The organism is Nocardia sp. NPDC041819, from assembly GCF_055590505.1.
Window position 1 is genome coordinate 616677 of sequence record NZ_JBVJAP010000002.1, and the last position, 25676, is coordinate 642352.

Consider the following 25676-nt stretch of genomic DNA (forward strand, 5'->3'; position numbering starts at 1 on the left):
GCGAATCGCGATGATCAACGAACGCGCAACGGTCGACACCGGATGCGAACCGTACATTCCGGATGGCAAGCCGGGATGGTGGTACTACACAGCGCGTCCGTAAACACGGACTGGTAAGGCCGCTGCGTTCTTTCCGGGCGAACTACCCGGCCAGGGCGCGGCGGCGTTTCCGTTTGCGATGCCTACCCGCTCACTCGCGGTCGCGGCGGCGCAGTAGTTCGTTCACGCTCACCGTGCGGCCGTCGCCGCCGTGGTGGCGGCCCTCCTCGGGCCTGCCGACGTGGCGGCGGGAAGAGCGGAGTTCGGCCATCCAGCTCTCGATACTGCTGCGGTTGGTGGTGTCCGGTCCGTTGTACGGCTCCGCGGGCGCTTCGGGCTCGGGCTCGGGTGCGCGGTGAGCGGGGCCGTCGAAAGCGCCAGGGGCGTCGGGCGGCAGGTGCCGTGCCGCACGAGGGGCGCCGGGCTGCTGCGCGAGGTCGAGGGTCGGGTCTTGCGAGATGCCGGACAGCGGAAGGGGTTCCGGTGCGGCGGTCGGGCGCGGTGCGGGCGGGGTGACCGAGGCCACGACGGGTCGCGGGCTGTGCTCGGGGAAAACGACCGACGGCACACCGGCGTGCGGCGCGTTCTGGTCCTGCGGCAGAGCCGTGGGCGGAATCGGTCGCGGCGCTGCGAGGCCTTGCGGGTTCGCGGGCGGCGCCGGTGGCCGCTGCTCCGTCCGGTCCGGTGTCGAGCGCGGAGGGTTCGGCGGCTGCGAGATCCGCCGCGGGCGAATCGGCTCACCCTGCGGAGGGGTGGCATTGCGCGGCGGTTCCGGTCGCTGCCTGCTCGGATCGAGCGGCGGCGGCGCGGGCGTCGCCTGCGGCGACGGCGACGGCGGAACCCGGTCCAGCCGCCTGGTGGGTGCTTCTGCCTCGATCTCGGCGACCGTACGCGGCTTACGCCTGCGCGGCACCTTGTTGGCGTCGGCGACCGCTGGAATCTGCATGGTCACCGGGTCGGTGATCGGCGTGGTCTTGACCAGGTCGACGAGATCGTCACCGCCGACTCGCTCGTCGTCGAGGATCGGCTCACCGAGCCCGACCTTCTCCTGCACCTTCTTCATCCAGGCCGGCGCCCACCAGCAGTCGTCACCGAGGAGCTTCATGGTCGCCGGGACGAGCAGCATGCGCAGCACGGTCGCGTCGATGAACAGCGCGGCGATCATGCCGTAGGCGATGTACTGCATCATCACCAGGTCGGAGAAGGCGAACGCGCCGGTGACGACGAGCAGGATCAGCGCGGCGGCGGTGATGATCCGGCCGGTCTGCGCGGTGCCGATCCGCACGGCCTCGGTGGTGCTCGCGCCCTGGGCACGCGCCTCGACCATGCGCGACATCAGGAAGACTTCGTAGTCGGTCGACAGACCGTAGATGATCGCGATGATCAGCACCAGCACCGGCGACATGATCGGCTGCGGAGTGAAGTTCAACAGGCCCGCGCCGTGGCCATCGATGAAGATCCAGGTGAGGATGCCGAGTGTGGACCCGAGACCGAGGGCGCTCATCAGCGCGGCCTTGATCGGCAGCACCAGCGACCCGAAGGTCAGGAACATCAGCAGGGTCGTCACGAACAGGACCAGCGCGATCATCAGGGGCATCCGGCCCAGCAGGGCGTCGATGCTGTCCTTCTGGATCGTCGGCTGACCGCCGACGAGCAGGGTGACACCGTCAGGCAATTCCAGCGAGCGCAGATACTCGATGGTCGGATCGGCGTCTTCCGAATTGGTCAACGTGACGGACGTGTTGTAAATGGTCTTGTCGTTGGGAGCCGTGCTCGGCGGGTAAGCGAATTCGCCGGCCAACCCGGGCGCTTTGCTCGCCTCCTTCACCACCTTGCCCACCTGGGGAGCGAGGCTGGGATCGTCGACGACGAAGACCAGTTCGATTGGATCCGACTTGCGCAGCGGGAAGATCGTGTCGAACTGCTTCTGCGCCAGCCGGGTCGAATTGTCCGGCGGCAGATACCGCTCGTTGATGCCGCCGAAAGTCAGGTTCTTGACCGGAATGATCAGCAGCAGCAAGACGATGCAGAGTGGAATCGCGATCTTGAGCGGATGCTTCATCACCCAGCGGGTCGACTGCCCCCAGAAGCCGCCCTCCACCTCGTCGGCGGTCTTCGTCTTGCGGAACCGCTTGAGGCCCAGCATGTCGACGCGCTTGCCGAGCACCGCCAGCATCGCGGGCAATACGGTGATCGAGGTCAGTGCCGCCAAGGTGACCGTCGCGATGGCGCCGTAGGCGACCGATTTCAGGAAGCCCTGGGGAAACAGCAGCATGCCGCCGAGGCTGGCGACGATCATCGTGGCGGAGAACACCACGGTGCGGCCCGCGGTCATCACCGATCTGCGGACAGCTGCCTTGGTGCTGTAACCCTCGGCGAGTTCCTCGCGGAATCGGCTCACGATGAACAGGCCGTAGTCGATGGCAAGACCGAGGCCGATCATCGAGACGACCGGCGAGACGAACGAATTCACCTCGGTGAACTCGGTGATGAAGCGGACGATCCCCCAGGCGCCCACCACGGTGAGGCCACCGACGACCAGTGGCAGTGCGGCGGCGACGATTCCGCCGAAGATGAAGAAGAGCAGGAGGGCCACGGCCGGAATGGCGAGAATCTCCATGCGCTTCTGATCGTCGGCCATGGTGTCGTTCAATGTTCCCGCGACGGCCTGCAACCCGGTCACCTGGACGTCGACGCCGGGGATGAAGAAGACGTTCTTCACCTTGCGGTAGTTGCGCACCATATCGGTGTCGTTATCGCCCCTGATGGCGATGGAGGCGAAGGCGTACTTCTTGTCCTTCGACCCGAAAATGCTGGCCTGAGTCGGAATGTTCGCGTCGTTCCGCCAGTACATCCCGTTGATCTTGGTGATCTCGTCCGGATGCTCGCGGGGCAGAGCGGCGAGATTCTCGATGATCTTGCCGCTGAACTCCGGATCGTCGATGGTCTTGCCATCCGGCGCGGTGTACAACACGATGACGTCGGAGTCGTGATTCCGTGCGAAGGCCCCGTCTTTGATCCGCGCCGCGCGCGCCGACTCCGAGGTCGGATCATCCCACCCGCTGGAGCTGAGGTGGTCCTCCAACCCGAGGCCATAGCCACCGAGAGCCAGAAGACCGGCCACGACGACGCCGATGACGGCGAAACGCAGCCGGTATACCAGATCGCCCCAGCGTGTGAACACTAAGCGACTCCTTGGGCGGGGCGAGAGGTGAGCAGTGCCGACAGCGGCCGGAACGGCTGCAGCCAGGCACCCTCGTCGGGCAGCGAGTCGAGGCTCACCCGGGGCAGCGGTTCACGGAACACGCCCGGAATGTCCTCGAGGTCGATGAATTCGAGAGTATCGGATGTGACGGCCCAACTCGCGTGCTCGCGGAAGCCGAGCACCTGGACCGGCACTCCCTTGGCGGCGAGTTCCTCCAGCGGTTCGCGGAACGCCTGGCCGTCGGCCGAGGCGACCATGATGCCCGCCAGGCCCGCGCCGCGACTGCGTAGGGCGATGTGCGCCAGCATGTCGGCGTCGACATCGGAGTCGTCGTCGATCTTGGGTTTGGCGAAGACCGCGTAGCCGACGTTGCGCAGCGCCTCCACCCACGGGCGCACGACGTCGGCGGTGCCCGGCGCGATGTTGGTGAAGACGGTGGCCTCGGGTTCCACGCGGTGCACCGCGCCCACCGACAGTTCGGCGGTCCTGGCCAGCAGCCAGCGGCCGAGCGCGTCGAACCGCGGGCGGTAGGCGGCGGTGGGGCGACCGCCGAGAATGGCGCCGAGGCCCATGTCGAGATTCGGGGCGTCCCAGACCAACAGGACGCGGCGCACGTCCGGCGTCGAGCCGCCCAGACCTTCCGCTCCGCCCCCGTGCACCTCCCCGGCAACATCGACCACTTCGTGGGCCATTTCACTGACGCTCATCGGTCGATCTTCCCCCATATGAGCTCGGTGATGGCGCTACCGGCGCGATGTGCCTTGCCTTCGAATTTCGTGACGGGACGCTCGAAACCGATCGGCGCCGTGCCGCGATGCTCCTCGCTGACCCCGCCCGTGGCCTCGTTCAGGCCCTCGAGCAGGGGCTCTGCCATACCGACGGTGTGGATGTGCTCGGCGTAGTCCGCATGGTCGGTGGCGACGTGCAGCACGCCTCCCGGCTTCAGGCGGCTGGCGATCAACGCGACCGTCGCGGGTTGCAGCAGCCGTCGCTTGTGGTGGCGAGCCTTCGGCCACGGGTCGGGGAAGAACACTCGGACGCCGGTTAGCGACTCGGCAGCAATCATGTTCTCCAGCACGTCGACCGCGTCTCCGCGCAGCAGGCGGATGTTCTCGATCCCTTCGCGCTCGATGCGCTGCACCAGCTGCGCGAGCCCGGGCTGGTAGACCTCGATGCCGATCAGGTTCAGGTGCGGTTCGGCCTGCGCCATGGCGGCCGTCGCGGTGCCGGTGCCGCAGCCGATCTCGATGACCAGCGGTGCGTCGCGGCCGAACCAGGCGGCCGCGTCCAGTGGCTCGTCGGCGACCTCGCGGCCGATCGAGGGCCACATCCGGTCCCAGGATTGCTGCTGGGTCGCGGTCAGCGCGCCCCTGCGCGACCGGAAGCTGGTGACTCGTGGGTACAGGCGGGAGCCGGTCTTGTGCCCGGGCCCGCCCTCGGCCGGAGCCGAAGCTGTGGACGGCGGGCCCGGAACTGACTCGGCAGTATGGTTCGCGGCGTCGTTCACGGCGTCCATTGTCCAGCATCCTGCGATCGGTGCGGTAAGCGGTTGTGTGCGGACCGCTGAGCAGGAGGTCAGGCGGCGCGTGCGGGCGCGATTCTGGTCACCGTGGGCTGTTGCTGGCGCAGCGGCCTGCCCAGCGCGACCTTGGCCGCGGTCACCGCCATCTCCAGCAGGCCACGCACGCCCGAGGGCGATGCCGCGACCGACCACACGGTGGTGTCGCCCACGTCGCGCACCGGCTGCCCGGCCAACCGGTCGGCCAGCCAGTCCAGGCTGATCGGCGTGGACAGCGGCAGCAGCGAGAAGTGCTCACTGAGCCGGTCGCGGACGTAGGTCACCGCGGCGCCGCCACGGCGGTAGCGCGCCACCTGACCGTCGATACCGTCGATGTGGATGATCTGATCGTGGATGGGCTGCACCACCAGCAGTGGGCAGGCGGGGGTCGCGTTGCCGAGCCGCAGGTCGTCGAACATCGCCCGCAGCTGCGGGGTGTCGAGTACCTCGGCGAGCGGGCGGTCGAGGAAGTCGTCCACCTTCTTGTTGGCGAGCCCGAGGATCGCCCCGAACGGTGTCGCGTTCTCCGCGCGGACGACGAACCGGTGGCCGTCGGGGCTCAGTTCGTCATCGATCAGCGAGCTCAACGCCGGATACAGCCTGCGCAGGGCGGCGATGACGATGGCGGGCAGGCCCGCGTAGGGAGTGCCGTTGAGCCGGTCGAAGACCTGGCCCGGGTCGCCGACCGGGGCGCCGAGCACCGCGCCGACGATGTCGAGTTCCGGAGCGTAGGTCGGCGCCATCTCGACCGTCCAGGAGCTGGCCATGCCGCCGCCGGAGTAGCCCCACACCGCGACGCGGGTCCGCGGGCCGAGGCCGAGCGGGCCGAAGCGCAGGGCGGCGCGGATGCCGTCGAGCGCCCGGTAGCCGGGCTCCCGCGGGGCGCCGAAGTTCCCGTGCGGTCCCTCGTGGTCGGCGATGGTCACCGCCCAGCCGCGCCGCAGCGCGTTCGCGACCAGGAGCCATTCGAACTGGGTGACCGATCCGAGCGCCCGCGCGCCGTGGCGAAGGGCGTAGGAGGGCGAGCACTTCTCGGTGACGGCGTCCATCGCGGTCTGGAAGGCCAGCAGGGGGCGATCCTCGTCCGGTTCCGCGTCCAGCGGCAGCAGGACCGTGGTGATCGCCGCTTCCGCCGCCCCGTGCAGATCACAGCTGCGGTACAGTAGCTGCCAGGCCGAGACCTGTTGCGGGACAATTCCGAACAGTGCCACGTCGATCTTCCTGCTGCGCAGGATGGTGCCGGGCGCCTTGGCCGCGAACCCCTTCGGCGGTCGATGGAACGGGTCCACGCTGGGCAGCAAGGGCTTGCGGTCCGCGGGACCGGCGGGCTCCGGGTCCACAGCGCCGATGACATTCGCGGTCATCGCAACCTCCTCATCGTCGAGGTCGGTTGCCGCATGCGAAAGTTGAAGCTGCGCACCGGTTATGGTGCCGACCACTTCTGCAGGGTAAGTGACCGGCGGGCGTCTGGGAACCCCGGAGTACACGGCGTTCCCGGCACTAGACTCCCCGGGCATGAGCAGACCGACAGTATTCATCACCGGCGCGGCGGCCGGTATCGGCCGGGCCACGGCCTTGCTTTTCGCTGCGCAGGGATACCAGGTCGGGGCTTACGACCTCGATGAAGTCGGGCTGACCAGGCTTTCCGGTGATATCACAGCCGCCGGTGGCGCCGCGCACACCGGGGTACTGGATGTGACGAACGCCACGCAGTGGGCGGAGCGGCTCGCGGAGTTCCACGCGGCGACGGGGCGGCTGGACATTTTGGTCAACAACGCGGGCATTCTGCGCGCCGGACCGTTCGAGGCGATCGACCTCGCAGCCCATCGGGCGATCATCGAGGTCAACCTGACCGGTGTGCTCACCGGAACGCACAGCGCGTTCCAGTACCTTCGCGACACCCCGGGCGCCCAGGTGGTGAACCTCTGCTCGGCGTCGGCGATCTACGGCCAAGCCGAACTCGCGAGCTACGGTGCCAGCAAGGCGGCGGTCAAGAGTTTCACCGAGGCGCTCGACCTCGAATGGGAGCGCCACGACATCCGGGTGCTCGCGATCTGGCCGATGTTCGTGGCCACGGCCATGGTGGACGGTGTGACGACCGGGACGACGAAGTCGCTGGGTGTGCGGCTGACCGCAGACGATGTAGCCGCCGGGATCTGGGAGGCCACCCGCAAGCGCGCCCGGCTGCCGAAGGTGCACTACGAGATCGGCGCGCAGGCGAAAGTGCTGGCGACGGTGGCGAAATACGCGCCGAACTGGGCGGTGCGGACCGCGAACAAGTACTTCAGTGGCAGCTGAGCGGTCGAGCCTGTCCCTCGACCGGACTTCTGACAGAATTGCGCACCGTAAAGGGGGTGTGCGGCATGTCGACAGCCACTGATTCCGATGGGCCGCTGCGGGAGCGCGGCGTTCCCACGTCCGCTCACGATCAGCTCGACAAACTGCTCGCCGAGCTGCGCTTCGGCACGGGGCGCGATCCGCAGATCGGATACGCCGCGGCGGCCGCCGTCAGCGCTTGGCGCAAACCGCCGCGCATCCAGGTGGCCGGACGCGCGCACGCGGGGCGGACCACGGTGCTGCACGCGCTCGCGCTGATGTCGGCGGTGGAGACCGATCCGGTGGACCGGCCCGGGGCGCCCGATCCGGAACTCGACGCCGACATCGTCGTCTACGTGTTGTCGGCCGCACCGTCGCCCGCGGATCGCAGGGTGCTGGCCACGCTGCCGCCGCAGCGCACGATCGCGGTGTTGAACAAGGCCGACGCGATCGGCTCCCGCTGGAGCGATGCGGTGGCCGCGGCCCGGCAGTACGGCAGGGAACTGCGGATCCCGGTGGTTCCGGTGGTCGCGTCCCTGGCGACGCGCACCCGGGCGGGCGCGCTGTCCGAGGCCGATGTCGACCTGCTGCGCAAGCTCGCCACCGAAGCCGACCCCGCCCTGATCCTCGCGCCGGACCTGTTCGTCGCAGCCGGGCCGGACGCCGCCGAGCGCGAACAGCTGTTGCAGCGCTGGGACCTGTACGGCGTGGCCTGCGCGTGCGCCGCCCTGCGCCACGATCCTGACCTCGCTCCGCAGCAGCTGTCGCAGATCCTGCACGCGGCCAGCGGCATCGACGCGCTGCACCAGTTGTTGCACCGCCGCTACGAGCAGGTGTCCGCGCTGCGCGGCGGCGAACTGCTCGATGAGCTGGCCCGCCTCGCCGCGCGCGCGGTCCCGGAGGAGGGCGGTCGCGCGCGCGACCTGCTGGAGTCCTATCTCTACAGCGACGACGCCCTCTGGCTCGGGCTCTGCGCGGGCCTGGCCGGACCCGACGTGGCCCACCTGGCCGCGGGATACGCGGCGCCCGCGCCCTCCGACGCCGACGACGCGCTGGCCCGCGCGAGCCGCTGGCGCGCCGTCGTCACCAGCGATATGCCCCCGCCCGCTCGCCGCGCCGCGTTGCGTGTGCACAACGGCTACGTCCGACTATGGGAACGGATGAGCAGTGCCGGTCTCTGAGCCCCCGGAGCCGGTGCGTACGTCGTCCGAGGCGGATCCGGCGTCTCACGTGGGGGCCGATCGAGACCCGATCGGCCGCGCGGGCACGACGGGCCGGGGCGGCGTCGACCTGCCCGCCGACGGCGACGCCGCGCACCCCGTCCGCGCGCTCACCCCCGAGCTCGCGGCCGTGGTGGAGCGTTGGAATCCGCAGGGTATGGCGCTGCTGCGCGCGATGGACGGGCCCGGTGCCGCGGGGGCCGTCACGGTGATCGGTCCGGCCGACGTCAACACGACGTTGTTGCGGACCGAACTCGCGCGATTCGAACCCCGTGTCACGCTGTCGGAGCCGCGCGCCGACGCGGGCGCGCAGACCGCCGCACCCGCCGGGGCGGTCCCTCCCGCGGTGGCGTTGATCCTGCTCGACGCGGGCTCCATCATCGGCGTGGACGTGCTGGAGGTGATCGCCCGGCTGCGCGCGGACGGCACCCGTCTGCTGCTCGCCATGAACGGCATCCACGCCTATCAGGACTGGCGCGTGGTGCGGGAGCGGAACCTGGAATTGCTCGCCGCGCAGGGCTCCGCCGAGCTGGATATCGTGCCGGTCTCCGCCCGGCTCGCGGCCGCCGCGCGCACCGCGGGCGACACCGGACTGCTCGATCGCTCCGGTCTGGGCGCGCTGCACGCGCAACTCACCGCGGCGGCCGCCGCGGGCGGTGACCGGCGGGGCGCGGTCACCGCACGGGTCTTGGCCGACACCCGTCAGCGGGTGGCCGAGCAGGTGGCGGCGTTGCGCTCCGGCGCCGAACCGGCGCGGCTGCGCGAGGAACGTGCCATCCTCCTGGCCGGTCGTGACGGTGGACGCGCCACCGCCATGTCGACCTTGCGCGGGCAGCTGCACTTGGCCCGGGTGGATCTGATGACCGAGATCGGTGCGAGCATCCGGGCGTTGCACACCGCGGTGCGCGCCGAACTGGATCGGCTGCGTCCCGCGGAACTCGCCGATTACCCCGCGCGGTTGCAGCAGGCCGTCACCGAGATGACCGGCGCGCTCGACCACGTCATCGACCTGCGACTGGCCGAATTGAGCGCCCGGATCGAGCGCACGAACGACGCGCCGACGCGCAGGCGCGATCCGGCCCCTCGGGTCGGCCCGGATCCCGAGCCCCGCCATAAAGGTGTCGAAGATCACCTTATGGTCGCGCTCGGCGCGTCGGCCGGTGTCGGCCTGGGTCGCTTGCTGGTTGCTCCGTTCTCGCTGGTACCGGCCCTGGACGTGGCGAGTGTGCCGGTCACGCTGCTGCTCGGCGGCGGCGCTGCGGCATGGGTGGTACGTGCCCGCAGGCAGCTGGCCGATCGAGCGCACATCCGGCAATGGATCGCCGACGCGTTGGTCAACGTAAAAGCCCAGCTCGAGCAGCGGGTGGCGACCGCGCTCGTGGAAGCGGAAGCCGTTTTGGCAGATCACGTGGTCCGAGCAAGCACCGCGCGAATGATCGAGACGGATCGCCGGGTGGCCCGCTTGGAGACCGACTTGCGCCGGATGGCGGCCGAACAGCCGGGACAGCTCGCCGCATGCGAGCGCGATGTCGGGATCCTCGATCGATGGATCTCGCCTGTTGAAACGAACGACCGATTGGGTACACAGTGAGGAACCCGATACCGTACCGGCCGTCACATCGCGTTAACCTCTATTCAGGAACTTGGGCGTCCGCTAAGTCCTGATCTGCCGCCCTCCTGGGTGCGCGTTCGACCGGTCGGAGCGGGCGCCTTCCCGCCAACGGTGGCGCTCGGTGCATTCGCGCTGGTCATGGGCCTAGGGCCAGGCGGCGAAGCAGCGAGTAGCCGCCCATCTCAGGAGAGTTTTCATGACGTCAGCGACCATTCCTGGTCTTCGTGGATCCGACGGCAAGGCGCCGACCGAGCACAGCGAACTACTCGCCTGGGTACAAGAAGTCGCCGAACTCACCCAGCCGGATCGTGTGGTCTGGGCGGACGGCTCCGACGAAGAATGGGAGCGGCTGACCGAGCAGCTCGTGGCAGCGGGGACGTTCAAGCGGCTGGACGAGAAGAAGAAGCCGAACTCCTTCCTCGCCCTCTCCGATCCCTCCGACGTGGCCCGGGTGGAGTCCCGCACGTTCATCTGTTCGAAGTCCGAAGCCGACGCGGGCCCCACCAACAACTGGGTCGATCCCGCCGAGATGCGCGCCACGATGACCGAGCTGTACCGCGGCTCGATGAAGGGCCGCACCATGTACGTGGTGCCGTTCTGCATGGGTCCGCTGGGCGCGGAGGACCCGAAGCTCGGCGTCGAGATCACCGACTCCGAGTACGTCGTGGTGTCGATGCGCGTGATGACCCGCATGGGCGCCGCCGCCCTGGAGAAGCTGGGCGCCGACCGTCCGTTCGTGAAGGCGCTGCACTCCGTGGGCGCGCCCCTGGCCGATGGCCAGGCCGACGTGCCGTGGCCGTGCAACGACACCAAGTACATCACCCACTTCCCCGAGGACCGGGAGATCTGGAGCTACGGCTCCGGTTACGGTGGCAACGCGCTGCTCGGCAAGAAGTGCTACTCGCTGCGGATCGCCTCGGCGATGGCCCACGACGAGGGCTGGCTGGCCGAGCACATGCTGATCCTCAAGCTGATCTCCCCGGAGAACAAGGCGTACTACATCGCCGCCGCGTTCCCGAGCGCCTGTGGCAAGACCAACCTCGCGATGATCCAGCCGACCGTGCCGGGCTGGCGCGCGGAGACCCTGGGCGACGACATCGCCTGGATGCGCTTCGGCAAGGACGGCCGCCTCTACGCGGTGAACCCCGAGTACGGCTTCTTCGGCGTCGCGCCGGGCACCAACCGCAGCTCGAACCCGAACGCCATGGCCACCATGGAGGCGGGCAACACGGTCTACACCAACGTCGCGCAGACCGACAACGGCGACGTGTGGTGGGAGGGCCTGGAAGGCGAGCCCGATCACCTGATCGACTGGAAGGGCAACGACTGGTACCTGCGGGAGACCGAGACGCTGGCGGCCCACCCGAACTCCCGCTACTGCACGCCGATGGCGCAATGCCCGATCCTGGCGCCCGAGTGGGACGACCCCCAGGGCGTGCCGATCTCCGCGATCCTGTTCGGTGGCCGCCGTAAGACCACCGTTCCGCTGGTCACCGAGTCCTTCGACTGGCAGCACGGTGTGTTCATGGGCGCGACGCTGTCCTCCGAGCAGACCGCGGCCGCCGAGGGCAAGGTGGGCACCGTCCGTCGCGACCCGATGGCCATGCTGCCGTTCCTGGGCTACCACGTCGGCGACTACCTGGGCCACTGGATCAACCTCGGCAAGAACGCCGACGCCGCCAAGCTGCCGAAGATCTTCTACGTCAACTGGTTCCGTCGCGGCGACGACGGCCGCTTCCTGTGGCCCGGCTTCGGCGAGAACTCTCGCGTGCTGGAGTGGATCGTCGGCCGCATCGAAGGTTCCGCCGAAGCCGAGGCGACCGCGATCGGTAACGTGCCGACCGCCACGCAGCTCGACCTGGACGGGCTGGACGTCGACCCCAAGGACGTCGACGAGGCGCTCGCGGTGAAAGCCGAGGAGTGGCGCAAGGAGATCCCGCTGATCGAAGAGTGGTTCGAGTTCGTCGGTGACAAGCTGCCTTCCGGCGTGCGCGACGAGTTCGAGGCGCTCAAGGAGCGTCTGGGCTGACACTCCACCCAAAGTAGCACCTCGCCCGCACCATCTGTCGGATGGTGCGGGCGATTTGTTCTGCGCGCCAGACGGTTTGCCGCCCGGACACCGGATCGTTCGAGCAGCGGCGCTATTCGGGGAACGGCGACATCCGGATCATGGCCAGGAAGCCGGCGCGGTTGAGCCAGCGGATCCGGCCGGTCGGCATCGCCTTCGCCTCCGCTCGGAACGCCGCGACGACGTGCCGCTTGAACTCCAGCCGCGGATGACGTCGCAGCAGTTCGGCGACCCAGACCCGGTCCAGCTCGGCCAGCCGTGTTCCGAGCACATCCACCGAGGCTCCCGCGGAGACGAAGCCGCCGGGGTCTCCGAGATCATCGGCGACGCCGGGCGTGATGTGGGCGGCGATGGCCGCGCCGATCGCGTCGGCCCGTTCCGGCGTGGCGCCCGCGTCGAGTGCGACGGCGGCGGCCCGCTCTCCGCCTGCTACCGCGAAACACCTTCCGGGCGTGGGATGTTCGAGCTTCAGATCGTGCAGCAGGCAGGAGACGTAGACGAGTTCGTCGTCATAGGCGGCGCCGTCGAGGTCGGCCAGGACCCGTCCGAAGTAGTAGGTCCGCAGCGAATGGTTCAGTACGTGCGGAGAAAGCGCGTCACGCGCCTCGGTCTCCGCCGCGACGGCGAGCTTCGAATCCGGCAGCCGCAGCCCGGCCAACTCCAGTTTCCCGCGTCCCCGCCGCCCCAGCGCGAGCCGGACCCGGTTGGGCACCATGGCGGGCAGCGTGCGGGCGGTCGCGACGGCCAACCCGCGGCGTTGCTCCGTCGACAACGCGCCCCCGGTGCGGGTGGCCCATGCCCAATCGAGGCCCGTCGGTCCGGCCACTTCGCCCTCCTTCTCCTCGGTACTCGGTGTGCACTCGAGTCAAGTGTGCGACGAGATCCGCGACGAGTGGCGGAAATGACAGTGATACTCGGATTCGTGCCAAACTGGGAGTGATGAAGCGAGTGGTGGCCCTCGCGCTGGACGGCGTGATGGCCTTCGATCTGGCCTGCGCCGTTCAGGCGTTCCGGCACGGACCGGGGAAGACCGGCGAGCCGTCCGGGTTCGAGATGCGCACCTGTGGGGTGCGGCCTGGACCGGTGTGGACGCCCAATGGCTTCGAGCTGCGGGTGGAGCACGGGCTGGAGGCGCTGGAGGAGGCGGACGTCGTCGTCGTGCCGGGTATCGGGATTCCGACGCTTCCGACCCCGCCGGAGGCGCTGATCGCCTTGCGGAGCGCGGCGGCGCGAGGCGCGACGATGGTGAGCGTTTGCGTGGGGGCGTTCGTCCTCGCCGAGGCCGGATTACTGGACGGACGACCGGCGACCACGCACTGGGCCTACTGCGGCGAATTCGCCGAGCTGTATCCGGCGGTGAAACTGGACCCGACGGCGCTGTACGTGGATGACGGTGACGTGCTGACCTCCGCCGGGCTGTCGGCGGGTTTCGACCTGTGCCTGCACCTCGTCCGCCGCGAGCTGGGCGCGCATGCGGCGGCGGAGCTGGCCAGGTGGAATGTGACCGCCCCGCATCGAGAGGGCGGGCAGGCGCAGTACGTTCCGGATCGGCCGGGCGCGGCCGCCCGCGATGGCGGTCTCGCCGCCACCCTGGCCTGGGCGGTCGCCGAACCTGCTGCCGCGGTTGATGTCTCGGCGTTGGCCGCGCACGCGTTGATGAGCGAACGTACTTTCATCCGTCGCTTCAAGGCGGAAGTGGGGACCACGCCGCGGCGATGGCTGGACGCCCAGCGCACCGCGCGTGCCCGCGAACTTCTGGAAACTACGCGTTTGCCAGTGGAAGTGGTCGCGGCCAAGGCCGGTTTCGGCAGCGTCACCGCACTGCGCGTGCATCTGCGAGCGGCGACGGGCGCCACACCCGCTGCGTACCGCCGATCGCTGGGCCGTTGAACGCGGCTGGACAGTTGTCCATCAGCGCGAATGTCATTGTGGAGCAGGTCTTTCGATGGCGCTGACCGAGGTGTGGCCCGAGGGGTCGCACAAGAGAGTGCCGGTGGCGAGCGAGAATTCGCGAATTTTCCACGGCTGAACGGGTTTAGCCCTCGGTAGATCGGGGTAATGATCTTGTTGAGAGATTTCGTGTACTCGTGATTTATGCTTGGCGTGTTCTACCTTCCCCATCACACAGTCGGATTACCAACGGTTAACTGATCCACTGAACTACTTCCCTACCGACATCGGACCCGCGATGCCCGCGGCGTACGTCGAGATCGACGCGAGAGGTGGTTGGAGCATGGCCGATCTGGAGACGGCGACGTCCCTTGCCCCCATGGTTGCCGAATTCGAGTCGGCGACCGCGAGCACTCCGCTGCGCCGGGCCGCAGGGCGGCTGCTGGCGGTGCTGCCGCCAGGGTGGAGCGTCGAAGTCGTCGACGCGCCACCCGGGCGTTACGGCAACCGTGCGCCGCTGCTGCGGGTGGTCATGCCGCCCGACTGATCACCCGGTCCAGCCGAGTGGCATGAGCAGCGATTTCTGCTCGCAGAACGCATCGAGACCCTCCGGGCCGTTCTCGCGTCCGAGCCCGGAGGACTTGTAGCCGCCGAACGGCGAAGTCGGGTCGAAGGCGTACCAGTTGATCGCGTAGGTGCCGGTGCGCACCCGCGCCGCGATCTCGGCTCCGTGCTCGATGTCGGTCGTCCACACCGAGCCCGCGAGGCCGTAGACCGAGTCGTTGGCGATGGCGACGGCCTCGTCCTCGGTCTCGTACGGGATGACCGACAGCACCGGCCCGAAGATCTCCTCCTGGGCGATGGTCGACTTGTTGTCCACGTCGGCGAAGATCGTCGGCTCGACGAACCAGCCCCGGTCCAGCCCCTCCGGGCGGCCGCCGCCGAGCACGAGTCGCGCGCCCCCGGTCTTGCCCTCGGCGATGTAGCCCTCGACCCGGTCGCGCTGGCGCTCGGAGATCAGCGGGCCGAGCAGCACGCTCGGGTCGTTCGGGTCGCCCACCTTCATCGTCTTCACATGGTCGACCAGCGCGTCGAGGATCTCGTCGTACCGGCTGCGCGGGGCGAGGATGCGGGTCTGCGCGACACAGCCCTGACCGCTGTTCATCAGGCCGGAGAACGCGAGCACCGGAATATTGGCCGCGAGGTCCATGTCGGGCAACAGGATCGCCGCCGACTTGCCGCCGAGTTCCAGCGAGACGCTCTTGAGCTGACCGGTGGCGATGGCCCCGATCTTCCGGCCGACGGCGGTGCTTCCGGTGAAGGTCACCTTGTCCACGCCGGGATGTGAGACGAGATACTCGGCCGCGTCGGGCTCGGCGGGCAGCACCGACAGCACGCCTTCGGGCAACCCGGCCTCGGTGAAGATGTCGGCGACCATGTTGGCCGTGATCGGCGTCAACGGGGCGGGCTTCAGCACCACGGTGCAACCGGCCAGCAGGGCCGGGGCGAGCTTGTTGACCGCGAGGAACAGCGGGACGTTCCACGCGGTGACCGCCGCGACGACACCGCGCGGCTCGCGGGTGACCCGCGTGGTGCCGAATCCGCCGACCCGGGTCTCCCGCCAGGGGAAGGACTCGGCCAGGGCGGCGTAGGTGTCCAGCGCGGCGACCGCGGGGATCTGATTCAGCGTCATCCCCATCATCTGCGGCACGCCGACCTCGGCGGTCAGCGCGGCGAGCAGGTCCGCGGAGCGCTGCTCGATCAGCCGGGCCGCGCGGGTGAGCACCTCGGCGCGCTCCTTCGGCGGTGTCGCGGGCCACGGGCCGTGGTCGAAAGCGTGCCTGGCCGCGGCGACCGCGGCGTCGACGTCGGCCCGGCTCACCGCCGGGACGCTGCCCACCGGCTCGACCGTGGCCGGCGAGATGACCTGGATGCGCTCGGCGGTGGCTGGCGCGGTCCAGCGGCCGCCGATGAACAAGCTGTCGTAATGCATGAGAACACGTTACAGTTTTGCTCTGCCATTGTCTGTAACCTGTTCCAGTTTTGCGCCACGGCAGCGCTCTGGCCAGTGTGAATCCCGACCTCTCGGTTCGCTTTTCGCAGAACGCACTATTGCGTTCTGTTGCTGGACGGGGGATGCTGTATCGACATATCAGCTCGCTCCATTACCGAACCGTTACCGCAAACTGGGGAGTCCGAGTCATGGCGGTGCAAGTGATCGGCCGGTCGCTGATGACCAGCGATCAAACCGAGCATCAGGCTAAGTGTGTCGGCCACGGCGGGTGGGTGGTCTCCTTCCTACCCGGCCGTACCCTGACGATCGAGCAGGCGACCGCGGCTATGCAGGCCGCGGAGGCGGTCGCCGCCGTAGGGATGCTGGCCGATCTGGTCGGCCTCACCACGCTCGAGACCGTCGGACTGGCCATGCGGGAATCGCCGTGGAGCGAGCCCGTGCACGCGCCCTGCGGTAAGCGGCACTGGCGCCGCGGGTGGCTGGAGGCTTAGCTCGGCTAACTTTTGGTTGCCACCACGACCAGATTGCTCACAAGTAACTCACGCACCATCGGCACCCGGACCAACCACCACGCCCAGCGGGGGTGATAACGCGGGAAGACGGTGTGCACCTCCGCCGGAGTGCCTGCCGCCCAGCGCAATCCGTCCGCGGCCCGCACCGCGAACAGTGAGGTGCCGAACCTGTTCTTGGGTTCGCGCCCGTGCTTGCGCCGGTACCGGCGCGCGGCGTACTCGCCACCGAGGTAGTGCCAGGGTCCGGTCTCGTGCCCGCCGAACGGGCCGTGCCACACCGTGTAGGAGAGCACGATCAACCCGCCCGGCCTGGTCACCCGCACCATCTCGTCGGCCATCACCCACGGCTTCGAGACGTGCTCGGCGACGTTCGACGAGAAGCAGATGTCGACGGCGTCGTCACGGAACGGCAGCGCCATCCCGGATCCGCGGACCGCGCCCGCCACCGAGAGCCCCGCGGCGTGCATCTCCCTCGGGTCGGGCTCCACCGGGATGTAGCTCGCCCCCGTTCGGGCGAACTCGTCGGCGAAGTAGCCCGGCCCCCCACCCACGTCGAGGATCGTCGCACCGTCCAGTGACCGGCCGGTGAGGTCGTTGTAGAAATCGGCGATCATCGCCGAGGTATCGGCGGCCAGACCCCCGTAGAACAGCGCCGGATCGGTCTGCTCGAACCGGAAACTGCCGAGCAGCCGCAGCGACCGGCGCAGGGTCGCCCGGCGGGCGAACCGGGGCGAGTCGCTGCGCGTCGGCGTCGTTTCGGCTTCGAGCACGGCGCCGAGTCTCGCACAACCCCGATGCTCGGCATCTCGGGCGGGTGCTCGGGTTAGGGTGTAGCGCGACATCCGACGTTCCCACCACCTACCGACCGAGAGAAGCTCCACCGTGCGCGAAGTCCTCCTGCTCTGCTGGCGTGACACCGGGCACCCGCAGGGCGGCGGCAGCGAGCGGTACCTCGAGCAGGTCGGCGCGCAGCTCGCCGCACGCGGGGTCAAGGTCACCCTGCGCACTGCCCGCTACCCGGGGGCGCCGCGGCGGGAGCGCCTCGACGGCATCGATATCAGCCGCGCGGGCGGCCGCTACACGGTGTATCCCCGAGCGCTGGCCGCGCTGCTGCTCGGCAGGATCGGTCTCGGCCCCTTGCGCGGCTTGCGGCCGGACGCGGTGATCGACACCCAGAACGGCATCCCGTTCTTCGCCACCGCCGTCACCACGGCGCCGTCGGTGGTGCTCGTACACCACGGCCACCGTGAACAGTGGCCGGTGGCGGGCCGGCTGGTCGGCCGTATCGGCTGGTGGATCGAGTCGCGGCTGTCTCCGCGCGTGCACCGGCACAACCAATATCTGACCGTTTCGCTCCCGTCGGCGGAGGAATTGGCCACGCTCGGTGTGGACCGCACGCGAATCGCGGTGGTCCGCAACGGAGCTGAACCTGTTCCAGTCGACGCGCCCACCGGCGCCGCGGAAACCCGTACTCCCGCACCCACTGTCGTGGTGCTCTCTCGTCTGGTGCCGCACAAGCAGATCGAGGACGCGCTCGCGGCCGTGGCCCGGCTGCGCGACCGCGTTCCCGGCCTGCGCATGGACGTGATCGGCGACGGCTGGTGGGCGGACAACCTGCGGGACAACGCCCGTGAACTCGGCATCGCCGACGCCGTCACCTTCCACGGGCACGTGGACGAGCGTCGCAAGCACGAACTCCTCGCGCGCGCATGGGTGCATGTGCTGCCGTCCCGCAAAGAAGGGTGGGGGCTCGCGGTGATCGAAGCCGCCCAGCACGGCGTGCCGACGGTCGGCTACCGGAGTTCGCGCGGCCTCACCGATTCCATCGTCGACGGCGCCACCGGAATCCTGGTCGACGACGTCGCCCAGTTGGCCGATGCCGTCGGTGATCTGCTGGACGATCCCGGTGCGCGCACGGTGATGGGTGAGAAGGCCCGCGCCCGCGCTCGCGAATTCTCCTGGGAGCAGACCGGGAACGGCGTCTACGAAGTGCTGGCCGCGGCCGCCAGGGGCGAGCACACGAGCGGGTTGCTCGCGCCCCGCACGGTCGACTGAACCGTCGCCGTGCCGACTCCGACGCCTCGGTGGTCGGCGTCCTCATGCCGATGAGCGCGCGGTCGGTGATCATGTCGGCCGTGCGCACCGATCACCACGCCGGCCGCGGATCGCGTTTGTCTTCCGGAGTCTGCGAAAGCGAGTTCCCGTCGCGGTCGGTCCGCACGAGAATGCCTGGGTCGGGCGGGTACTCGTCGGTCGGTGGAGCCGGTGGACGATATCGCCGAGTACGAGGGAGTTCGATCTCGACCAACTTCCCGTCGTGGAGCATCCACAAGCCGAAACAGTCGTCTTCCTCGTCGTGGATCAATACCTGGACGCTCTCCGGGTAAGGCCACGGAAGCGACTCGAGATGTGCGAGGAGCCCGGCCCGGGTACGCATGCGATCGAACTCCGTGGCCCAGCCGATGCCGAAAGAGGCGCCCCACTGGCTTTCGATCGGCACGAACCGGCCTTTCCAACCGCGGCTCGCATCGTCACGAGTCAGCGGTTCCATGACCTGGTGGGCTTCCAGTGCCAGCACGACGACTTCCGCGAATCTGCTCATGGTTCGGCAGCAGAGCACGAAACTGCCGGGTGGACAACCGCTACGGCCAGGCGACCTGTAGTGCGTCGACGACCTCGGGCAGTTCGGTGATTCCGTCGTCGGCGAGGAAGTGGCCCGCGCCGGGAATCACTCGCGCGGGGACGTCGAGGAGGGCGGCCAGGCGATCGGTGTGCGAAGTGGGGACGTACTCGTCGTTGTCGGACCGGAAGATGGTCAGGCGGTCGACGTGAGCGGGGATTTCCCGAACGTCGCAACCGGATTCGACGTAGGCGTCCAGCTCGGGGATGGCCGGGAGCGGGTCGAGGAAACCCGAGACCAATACCAGGTGGCCGAGCCGCCACGCGCCCGGAAGTGCCGTGAGGTAGCGCAGGACGGTAAGGCAGCCGAGGCTGTGGGCGATCACGGCGGTGCCCTGGTCGGGAGTGTCGACGGCCTTCGCCGTGGCGGTGAGCCAGGCGTGCGGATCGGGTCGGCCGGGGTCGGGGAGGGCGGGGACATCGGTCGGGATGCCCGCGGCTTCGATGCGGTCGGCGAGCCAGGGGAACCAGTGGTCGCCGGGGGTGGCGTGATAGCCGTGGATGACGACGGCGCGGGTGGGCGTTGGTCGTGAGGTCACGGCGACCGACGGTAGGGGTTCACGTCGGCGTGAAGGTCAAGCCGAGGAGGATATGTGCTGATCGGGGAACTCGCGAAGCGCACCGGGGTGAGTGCGCGTGCCTTGCGGCACTACGAGGAGAAGGGGCTGCTGGAGCCGGGGCGCGATGCGAACGGGTACCGGCTCTACGACGAGTCGGCTGTCGCCGTGGTCGCGCAGATCAAGGTCATGCTCGGTGCCGGGTTGAACGCCGCGGCCATCCGGCGGTACCTGGATTGCGTGCGTATCGGCGAGCGCGGCATCACTGCCGACCTGTGCCCCGCTCTGCGGGAAGAACTCGACCGCATCGCCGCGCGACTCGCCGCGCAGCAGGCGGCGGCGGAGTCGACGCGGCGTCGGCTGGACGCGCTCAGGAGCGCATGACGGCGGTCTGTGTCGATGTGCCCTTCCTGCCATGCCGGAGCAATCACCACTCGACCGGGCCGCGGAGAGCCTGCGGCAGACGCAACGGCGGGCCGTCGACCCGACAGCCCTGTCAGGACCTCGTTTCCCGGGGTGTGAGTCGGTTCCGCGGTCTCGTATGGGATCGTGCGGGCGCGCCGAGGGCGACGAGTGGGCCCGCGACGAGCAACGCTACCCAGAGCACGTGGGCCGCGGCGGCGACCGAGCGGTGTGCGGTTGTCGATCGACCGCGCTCGATGACGCCGGGCACCCGATACAGCGCGAGGTCGGTGTCCTCGTAGACCCGCTCCAGGCGGGTGAGGGTCGATGCCGAATCGCCGAGCGGTCCGGGGGTGGTGCGTTCGACGAGGACCCAGCCCACTCCGAGGCGGGCCAGTTCCGCGACCGAGCCGCCGTGGAGCAGGAGGGTTTCCACTTCTCCGGCGCGGGCGCCTTCGCCGGACACCGTACGCCCGCGCACGGGCAGCTCGCCGGTCTGTAGGACGTCATTGGGCAGCATGCGCGGCGACGGGTCGAGCACGGGTGCGGCGCCGCTGTAGCGGAACTTGCGGAACATCCCGCCCGGCAGCACCGCGACGTCGCCGGGACCGTCGATTCGTTCGGCGACCTGCCGCCAACCGGTGGGGTAGTGCACCGGACGGACGGCTCCACCGACACCCCAGGCGAGGTCGAACAACGGCAACACCAGCAGCGCGACGAATACCGCCGCGACCGTGGACGTTACGGCAGGATGCGTCGTCGCGGGCCGCTCCGCTGCCGCGCCGCGGTTCGCGGACGCAAGGCGCCGGGCCGTCACCGCGCATCCGGCCGCCGCGCACAGGGCGTAGGCGGGCATGGCCAGCGCCGCGTACTTCTGGGTGTCCCGTAGCAGGCCTGCACCGGGCACGTGGGCAACCAGCCACTCCAGTGCTGCCATGCCCCAGGCCGTCGCGCCGAGCGCGGGAAGCAGGATCGCGACCGCCGCGAGCAGTAGCAACGCGCGGCGGACGCGACGGTTGTCGGGGTCGGCGCCGCCGGTGGCCACGAAGCGCGCACCCAGCGCGACGATCGCCAGCAGCGCCAGGGTGCCGATCGTGGCCAGCGGTGTGGTGCGCGAATCGGGCACCGCGTCGGCATTCCAGATCCCGCCCAAACCGGCCAGGCTGCCGAGCGTGCCGAGGCCGGGTTCGGCCCGCGCGGCGAAGGCCGCGATACCCGCGGGATCGGACGGTTCGCCGCCCGCACCCGACAGCGCGGTCGCGACGAGCCAGGGCGCGGAGACCGCGAGCCAGAGGACGAGTACTGCGGGGAGTTGTCGCCGATGGACCAGCACGAAGGCGGTTACGCCTGCCAACAGCGCACCGGTGGGGGTGACCCCGGCGGCGGCGAGTGATCCGGCCAGTGCCGCCCAGGCGGACACCGCTCTGCGGTTCGCGTGCTGTGCCGCAGCGAAGACGGGCAGACGGGCCTTCTCGGAGCGTTCGTCTTCCCGCCGTGCGGCCGGCGCGATCGAGCCGTCCGGGGACTGTGCCGGTGCGTTCGACAGAATCCGCCTGCGCCGTTTCGCGGTGAACGTGGATCGGAGGCGGTACCCGGCCAGCGCCGTCCACGGCAGCGCGGCGTATCCGGCCAGCAGGCTCCAATGCCCTTGCAGCAGGCGCTCGGCCACGTACGGGTTCCACAACGCGACCGTCGCGGCCACCAGCTGCGGGCCGAGCGACACGCGCAGCAGTTCGCGCGCGAGCGCCGCCGCCCCGTACGCCGCGGCCCACAGCGCGACGACGAGAATCGCTTTGACCAGCAGCCCGCCGTCGACGAACACCGACAGCACGGCCAGCAGCGCATCCTGCGGCACCGCCCGGGGCGCGGCGTCGCCGAGGCCGAGCGCCGAGTCGGTCGGATAGCTGCGCGGGGTGCTCACCGCGTCGCGTAAGAGCAGGTATCCCGGCCGCAGCAAGGGTGCGGTAACCAGCAGCGCCCCGGCCGCGCTGTATCCAGCAGCCACCGCTCGGTCTCGACCGCTCCCATTCACGCCTGAGCACTGTACGTCTCGCCGTCTTCCGTCGCCGAGTCAGCGGGGCTCCCGGGTCGGTGTCCGGCTCGGGGGATTGATGCTGGTCGGCGCTGTCCAGCAGCACCTCGGCGGAGTTCGCGCGCAGTTCTGGCTTCGGTAGGACGCGCCGCGAGCGGATCGCGAGTCCGTCCGGCCAGGCGAGTCGCGCAGCGCCCCACCGTCGACCGCGCTGTCGTCGATTCGCGTACCGGTGACGCCGAACGTCTCCGCCCCGCTTGTACGCCATGACAGGCTGTCGCGACGCTGTCGGTTTGCACGACGGCCCGGCGGCACCCGGTCCGGCGATTGTGCTTGTGCTCCGAGGTGGCGATCCCTCGCCACCCCGGTTCGTGCCGTACTCCGCGAGTCGCGGGCCGCCGTTTTCGGCGACCGTCCGGCGCGCGCGGCGGATCGCGGAGTCCTCTGCGGCGCGGTCCATGACCGGTCGACCCGGTCGTCCCGGACTGCCTGATCCATGGCGAGCGCCGTTCGCACTGCGGCGGGGCGGGACGGGCAACGGCCTGCGCGGGTGGGACGATGGGCCACGTGTCTGCTGTCCGTCGGTTTCCTGTGGTGGCGGATCTGACGTGGGTGACGGCGGGTGCGATGACCGCGAACGTCGCCGGATATCTGTTGCAGCTGCTGGCCGGGCGGTGGCTGGGAGTCACCGGCTACAGCGAGTTCGCGAGTCTGCTCGCCGTGCAGCTGCTGTGCGCGGTTCCGGCGCTGGCATTGCAGAACGTGGTGGCGAGGGAACTAGTGCGCGGCGCGGGGACGGCTGCGCTGCGCGGGCTCCAGTGGCGGTGCGCGGTGATCGTGGCCTTGGCGGCCGCGGCGCTGGTGCCGCTGGTCGCCGTCACGCTGAACGTGGGGGTGGCCGCCACCGCGGCGGCGCTCGGTGCGGCGCCCGCGCTGGTGCTGTTGTCCGGTGAGCAGGGAATGTTGCAGGGCGGCAGGCGGTTTCGGTCGTTGGGAACGGTGCTCGGCGCCGCCGGTATCGCCCGGGTCGCGCCCGCGCTGGTGATCCTCGCGCTCGGCGGCGGCGCGACGCTCGCCCTGTGGGGCGCGGCCTGCGGGGTGGCGGTGGCGGCGCTGCTGGCCAGGATCGTCGCCGGTGCGCCGTCCGCGCGCGTCCGCGCCCTGGAGCCGGGTGAGGTCGCCGCGGCTCCCGGCGTGCTGCCGGTGCTGCGGGCCGCCCAGGTGCAGGCGGCGATGATGGCGCTGTCGTCGGCGGATCTCATCGTGGTGCGGATCGTGCTCGACGACGTGGACGCCAGCCGCTACGCACTCGGCACCATCGCCACCAAGATCGCATTCTGGCTGCCGCAGGCGGTCGGTGTCGTGCTCTACCCGCGGATGGCCCAGCCGACGTACTCGGCGAGCGCGATCCGGGCGGCATTGGCGGTGCTCAGCGGGATCGGCCTCGTCGCGGTGCTCGGCGCCGCGCTCGCCGCGCCGCTCGCTCCGTTGCTGGCCGGCGAGGACTACGCCCCGATCCAGGGCTTGCTGTGGGTGTTCGCGCTGCACGGCGCGCTGCTGGCCGTGCTGCAAGGTGCGGTGCTCTCGGCCATCGCCGTGGACCGCACTTCGCTCGCGATGGTCGCCTGGCTGGGGCTGGCCGTCGAAGTCACCCTGATGCTGTCGCTGGCCCGCTCGGTTCCGGCGCTGATCATCACAGCTGTGTCGGTGGCCGCGACCACCACCTTCGTGGTCGCCGTCATCGTTTTGCGCGCGGCAGACCACCCGACGCGCCCCGAACCGCTTCGCCCCGTGGGCTGACCCCACCGCCTACGATCGTCCATGATCGCCGCGGTGCACACCCTGGTCTACGCGGACGATCCCGACGCGGCCCGCGCGTTCTTCCGCGATGTCCTGCGCTGGCCGCACCTCGACGCCCACGACGGCTGGCTGTTGTTCGCTCCAGGCCCGAGTGAACTCGGCGTACATCCCACCGAAGGCACGCCGTGCCACGAGATCTCGCTGATGTGCGACGACCTGGACCGGACGACGGCCGAGCCGGCCGCCCGTGGAGCGCGGTTCGAGGGGGAGGCCACCGAGCGGGGTTTCGGCCGGTGCGTGGACCTGTGTGTTCCCGGCGCGGGCACGATGTTGCGGTATCAGCCACGGCCCGGTCGCCTATCCGCTCGGCCGCACCGAGCCCTAGGAACCCCGCCAACGAATTCGGCTCCCCAGCCGGTAGGCGGGGGAGCCGAATTCGATGGCGCTCAGCCGGTCAGGGCTGTTTGTCGATCCGAATCTGCTCCGTCGGCGCGTCGTCGGCGCCACGGTTGGCACGCGGTGCGGGGGCGGCCGGAGCCGCGCCGCTCGGACGCTGACCCGGGAAGCCGCCCGCCCGCGCGGGCGTCGGGGCGGAGCCGCCGCGGATGCCGAGCACCACACCGGCGATCAGCGCGATCACACCGAGGACGCCCAGGATGATCGGCATCACCCGGCCGTACAGCGACAGCTTGTCGATGTTCTCCTTGGCCACCGACAGCTGCGACTCGATCGTGTTCTCGTCGAACACGATGTGCGACTTCAGCGCGGTGACCTCCGGCTTGTCCGCGGTGCGCGAGTAATAGAGGTGCAGCGCCTCGCCGCCCTTGACGACCGTGCCGGTCTTCGGCTCCACCCACAGGTCACGGGTGTTGGTGTAGTAGCGGGTCATGGTCACCGGGGCGTCGCCGCCCTCCACGCCCCACTTGGCGGCGGGCAGGCTCAGCCGGTTGGTCGGCGCCTGCACGACGTCCCACAGGCTGGTGGCGGGCACCGACATCTGGAAGTGGTAGACCTTGGTGCCGTTGATCTCGGTCTCTTCGAGGAAGTTGGCGTCGAAGGTCTTGCGGACGTTGAGATCGAAGTACGGGTAGGTCTTCTTCTCGGTGCCGATCGGGAACCGGTACTGCAGACCGGTGTGCTGCACCGGCTCGGCGAGGCTCTGGCCCTCGAGGTTCGCGGTCACCGCGATCGAGCCGTTGGGCTCGGTGCCGACCGGCTCACCGGTCACCCGGTCGATGGTCACCCGATCGACGGTCGCGGTGAGCAGGCCGGTGTCGCCCTGCTTGTCGATGCGCCGCAGTGTCTGGCCCGCCTGCACGGTCATCTGCTCGGCGTCGGCCGGGTCCTCGACGGTGAGGAAGCGCTGCGAGACCAGCGGGACATTGGTGTCGACCTTCGCCGCGCCCTCCGGCGCGGTCAGTGACTTGGAGTCGAGCACCAGGCTGTCCTCACCCGGCTGGTTCGTGGCGATCGTGGTGATCTCCAGATCGAGGGGAGTTTTGGCCAGCTTGTCGACGGTGTAGGTCGGGATCATGATTGCGGCGACGATCAGCAACGCGCCGAGACCCACGAGCAGGCAGGCCACCGTCCTTCTGGTACCGGCACTCAGTGCCATGCAAACTCTCCTCGTCGTAGAACACAGGTCGCTCCGGCGAGCACTGCGGGCAGGCCGCGGCACTCGTGAGCCCCGACACTAACAGTCCGATGTCGTACCATGCGGCGTCGAGGCCGAAACGGCCGAGAAATCGCCCGAGTCTAGCGCGAAATCTGAA

The 25676-nt window shown here is 69.6% G+C and carries 21 protein-coding genes; 10 read left to right on the plus strand and 11 right to left on the minus strand.

What is annotated here, in order from left to right:
* Positions 1 to 190 precede the first annotated feature (190 nt).
* Genes ACZ6DL_RS09580 through ACZ6DL_RS09595 form a run of 4 tightly spaced genes read right to left on the minus strand, consistent with a single transcriptional unit; the run spans position 191 to position 6166 of the window.
* The gene (locus tag ACZ6DL_RS09580) at positions 191 to 3223 is read right to left on the minus strand and encodes an MMPL family transporter (protein WP_466050120.1); all 3033 of its coding nucleotides are present in this window, start codon (positions 3221 to 3223) and stop codon (positions 191 to 193) included.
* Positions 3223 to 3951: an NYN domain-containing protein gene (locus ACZ6DL_RS09585; RefSeq protein ID WP_084499051.1), complete on the minus strand. Its 729-nt coding sequence runs from the start codon at positions 3949 to 3951 to the stop codon at positions 3223 to 3225. The genes ACZ6DL_RS09580 and ACZ6DL_RS09585 overlap by 1 nt, the downstream gene beginning before the upstream one ends.
* Entirely contained in the window at positions 3948 to 4760 is an 813-nt protein-coding gene (trmB, locus tag ACZ6DL_RS09590) for a tRNA (guanosine(46)-N7)-methyltransferase TrmB (protein ID WP_393232088.1), read from the minus strand. Before trmB ends, ACZ6DL_RS09585 begins: the two co-directional genes overlap by 4 nt.
* Positions 4761 to 4819: 59 nt before the next feature.
* Positions 4820 to 6166, minus strand: coding sequence for a lipase family protein (locus ACZ6DL_RS09595; RefSeq protein ID WP_466050121.1), 1347 nt, complete (start codon positions 6164 to 6166; stop codon positions 4820 to 4822).
* Positions 6167 to 6317: 151 nt separating this feature from the next.
* Here ACZ6DL_RS09595 and ACZ6DL_RS09600 point away from each other — a divergent pair, with 151 nt between their 5' ends.
* The 4 genes from ACZ6DL_RS09600 (at position 6318) to ACZ6DL_RS09615 (ending at position 11979) form a co-directional block, all read left to right on the plus strand.
* Positions 6318 to 7100 (plus strand): SDR family oxidoreductase, encoded by a 783-nt coding sequence (locus ACZ6DL_RS09600; RefSeq protein WP_040871059.1) that lies wholly within the window; start codon positions 6318 to 6320, stop codon positions 7098 to 7100.
* A 65-nt stretch (positions 7101 to 7165) separates the two neighbouring features.
* Positions 7166 to 8299: a hypothetical protein gene (locus ACZ6DL_RS09605; protein WP_466050122.1), complete on the plus strand. Its 1134-nt coding sequence runs from the start codon at positions 7166 to 7168 to the stop codon at positions 8297 to 8299.
* A 49-nt stretch (positions 8300 to 8348) separates the two neighbouring features.
* Positions 8349 to 9929: a hypothetical protein gene (locus tag ACZ6DL_RS09610; protein ID WP_466050123.1), complete on the plus strand. Its 1581-nt coding sequence runs from the start codon at positions 8349 to 8351 to the stop codon at positions 9927 to 9929.
* 217 nt (positions 9930 to 10146) lie between these two features.
* Positions 10147 to 11979, plus strand: coding sequence for a phosphoenolpyruvate carboxykinase (GTP) (locus tag ACZ6DL_RS09615; protein ID WP_466050124.1), 1833 nt, complete (start codon positions 10147 to 10149; stop codon positions 11977 to 11979).
* Between the two features lie 112 nt (positions 11980 to 12091).
* On the opposite strand, the gene ACZ6DL_RS09620 is transcribed toward ACZ6DL_RS09615, so the two are convergent.
* The gene (locus ACZ6DL_RS09620; protein ID WP_466050125.1) at positions 12092 to 12844 is read right to left on the minus strand and encodes an HD domain-containing protein; all 753 of its coding nucleotides are present in this window, start codon (positions 12842 to 12844) and stop codon (positions 12092 to 12094) included.
* A gap of 113 nt (positions 12845 to 12957) precedes the next feature.
* On the opposite strand from ACZ6DL_RS09620, the gene ACZ6DL_RS09625 reads away from it, so the two are divergent.
* Both ACZ6DL_RS09625 and ACZ6DL_RS09630 read left to right on the plus strand, forming a co-directional pair.
* Positions 12958 to 13908, plus strand: a complete 951-nt coding sequence (locus ACZ6DL_RS09625) for a GlxA family transcriptional regulator (protein ID WP_391461430.1) — start codon at positions 12958 to 12960, stop codon at positions 13906 to 13908.
* Between the two features lie 343 nt (positions 13909 to 14251).
* On the plus strand, positions 14252 to 14455 hold the full coding sequence (locus ACZ6DL_RS09630) for a hypothetical protein (protein ID WP_157172932.1): 204 nt from the start codon (positions 14252 to 14254) through the stop codon (positions 14453 to 14455).
* On the opposite strand, the gene ACZ6DL_RS09635 is transcribed toward ACZ6DL_RS09630, so the two are convergent.
* Positions 14456 to 15901, minus strand: coding sequence for an aldehyde dehydrogenase (locus ACZ6DL_RS09635; RefSeq protein ID WP_466050126.1), 1446 nt, complete (start codon positions 15899 to 15901; stop codon positions 14456 to 14458). It lies immediately after the preceding gene.
* Between the two features lie 209 nt (positions 15902 to 16110).
* On the opposite strand from ACZ6DL_RS09635, the gene ACZ6DL_RS09640 reads away from it, so the two are divergent.
* Positions 16111 to 16413 carry a hypothetical protein gene (locus ACZ6DL_RS09640; protein ID WP_040871049.1) on the plus strand — a complete coding sequence of 101 codons (303 nt, stop codon included), beginning with the start codon at positions 16111 to 16113 and terminating at the stop codon, positions 16411 to 16413.
* Between the two features lie 5 nt (positions 16414 to 16418).
* On the opposite strand, the gene ACZ6DL_RS09645 is transcribed toward ACZ6DL_RS09640, so the two are convergent.
* Entirely contained in the window at positions 16419 to 17204 is a 786-nt protein-coding gene (locus ACZ6DL_RS09645) for a class I SAM-dependent methyltransferase (protein ID WP_466050127.1), read from the minus strand.
* Positions 17205 to 17316: 112 nt separating this feature from the next.
* On the opposite strand from ACZ6DL_RS09645, the gene ACZ6DL_RS09650 reads away from it, so the two are divergent.
* Positions 17317 to 18489: a glycosyltransferase family 4 protein gene (locus tag ACZ6DL_RS09650; protein WP_393232113.1), complete on the plus strand. Its 1173-nt coding sequence runs from the start codon at positions 17317 to 17319 to the stop codon at positions 18487 to 18489.
* Between the two features lie 91 nt (positions 18490 to 18580).
* Here ACZ6DL_RS09650 and ACZ6DL_RS09655 read toward each other — a convergent pair whose 3' ends face one another.
* Together ACZ6DL_RS09655 and ACZ6DL_RS09660 are read right to left on the minus strand one after the other, a co-directional pair.
* On the minus strand, positions 18581 to 19036 hold the full coding sequence (locus tag ACZ6DL_RS09655) for a hypothetical protein (RefSeq protein WP_466050128.1): 456 nt from the start codon (positions 19034 to 19036) through the stop codon (positions 18581 to 18583).
* 40 nt (positions 19037 to 19076) lie between these two features.
* Positions 19077 to 19652 carry an RBBP9/YdeN family alpha/beta hydrolase gene (locus ACZ6DL_RS09660; RefSeq protein ID WP_466050129.1) on the minus strand — a complete coding sequence of 192 codons (576 nt, stop codon included), beginning with the start codon at positions 19650 to 19652 and terminating at the stop codon, positions 19077 to 19079.
* 54 nt (positions 19653 to 19706) lie between these two features.
* Here ACZ6DL_RS09660 and ACZ6DL_RS09665 point away from each other — a divergent pair, with 54 nt between their 5' ends.
* Positions 19707 to 20054 (plus strand): MerR family transcriptional regulator, encoded by a 348-nt coding sequence (locus ACZ6DL_RS09665; RefSeq protein ID WP_466050130.1) that lies wholly within the window; start codon positions 19707 to 19709, stop codon positions 20052 to 20054.
* A gap of 112 nt (positions 20055 to 20166) precedes the next feature.
* Here the strand turns inward: ACZ6DL_RS09665 and ACZ6DL_RS09670 are convergent, their stop codons facing one another.
* Positions 20167 to 22077, minus strand: coding sequence for an MmpA family trehalose lipid delivery protein (locus ACZ6DL_RS09670; RefSeq protein ID WP_466050131.1), 1911 nt, complete (start codon positions 22075 to 22077; stop codon positions 20167 to 20169).
* A 585-nt stretch (positions 22078 to 22662) separates the two neighbouring features.
* On the opposite strand from ACZ6DL_RS09670, the gene ACZ6DL_RS09675 reads away from it, so the two are divergent.
* Entirely contained in the window at positions 22663 to 23904 is a 1242-nt protein-coding gene (locus tag ACZ6DL_RS09675) for a polysaccharide biosynthesis protein (protein ID WP_466050132.1), read from the plus strand.
* Positions 23905 to 24358: 454 nt separating this feature from the next.
* Here ACZ6DL_RS09675 and pgfA read toward each other — a convergent pair whose 3' ends face one another.
* Complete coding sequence (gene pgfA, locus ACZ6DL_RS09680) at positions 24359 to 25519, minus strand: cell envelope lipid trafficking protein PgfA (RefSeq protein WP_466050133.1); 1161 nt, start codon at positions 25517 to 25519, stop codon at positions 24359 to 24361.
* Positions 25520 to 25676 lie beyond the last annotated feature (157 nt).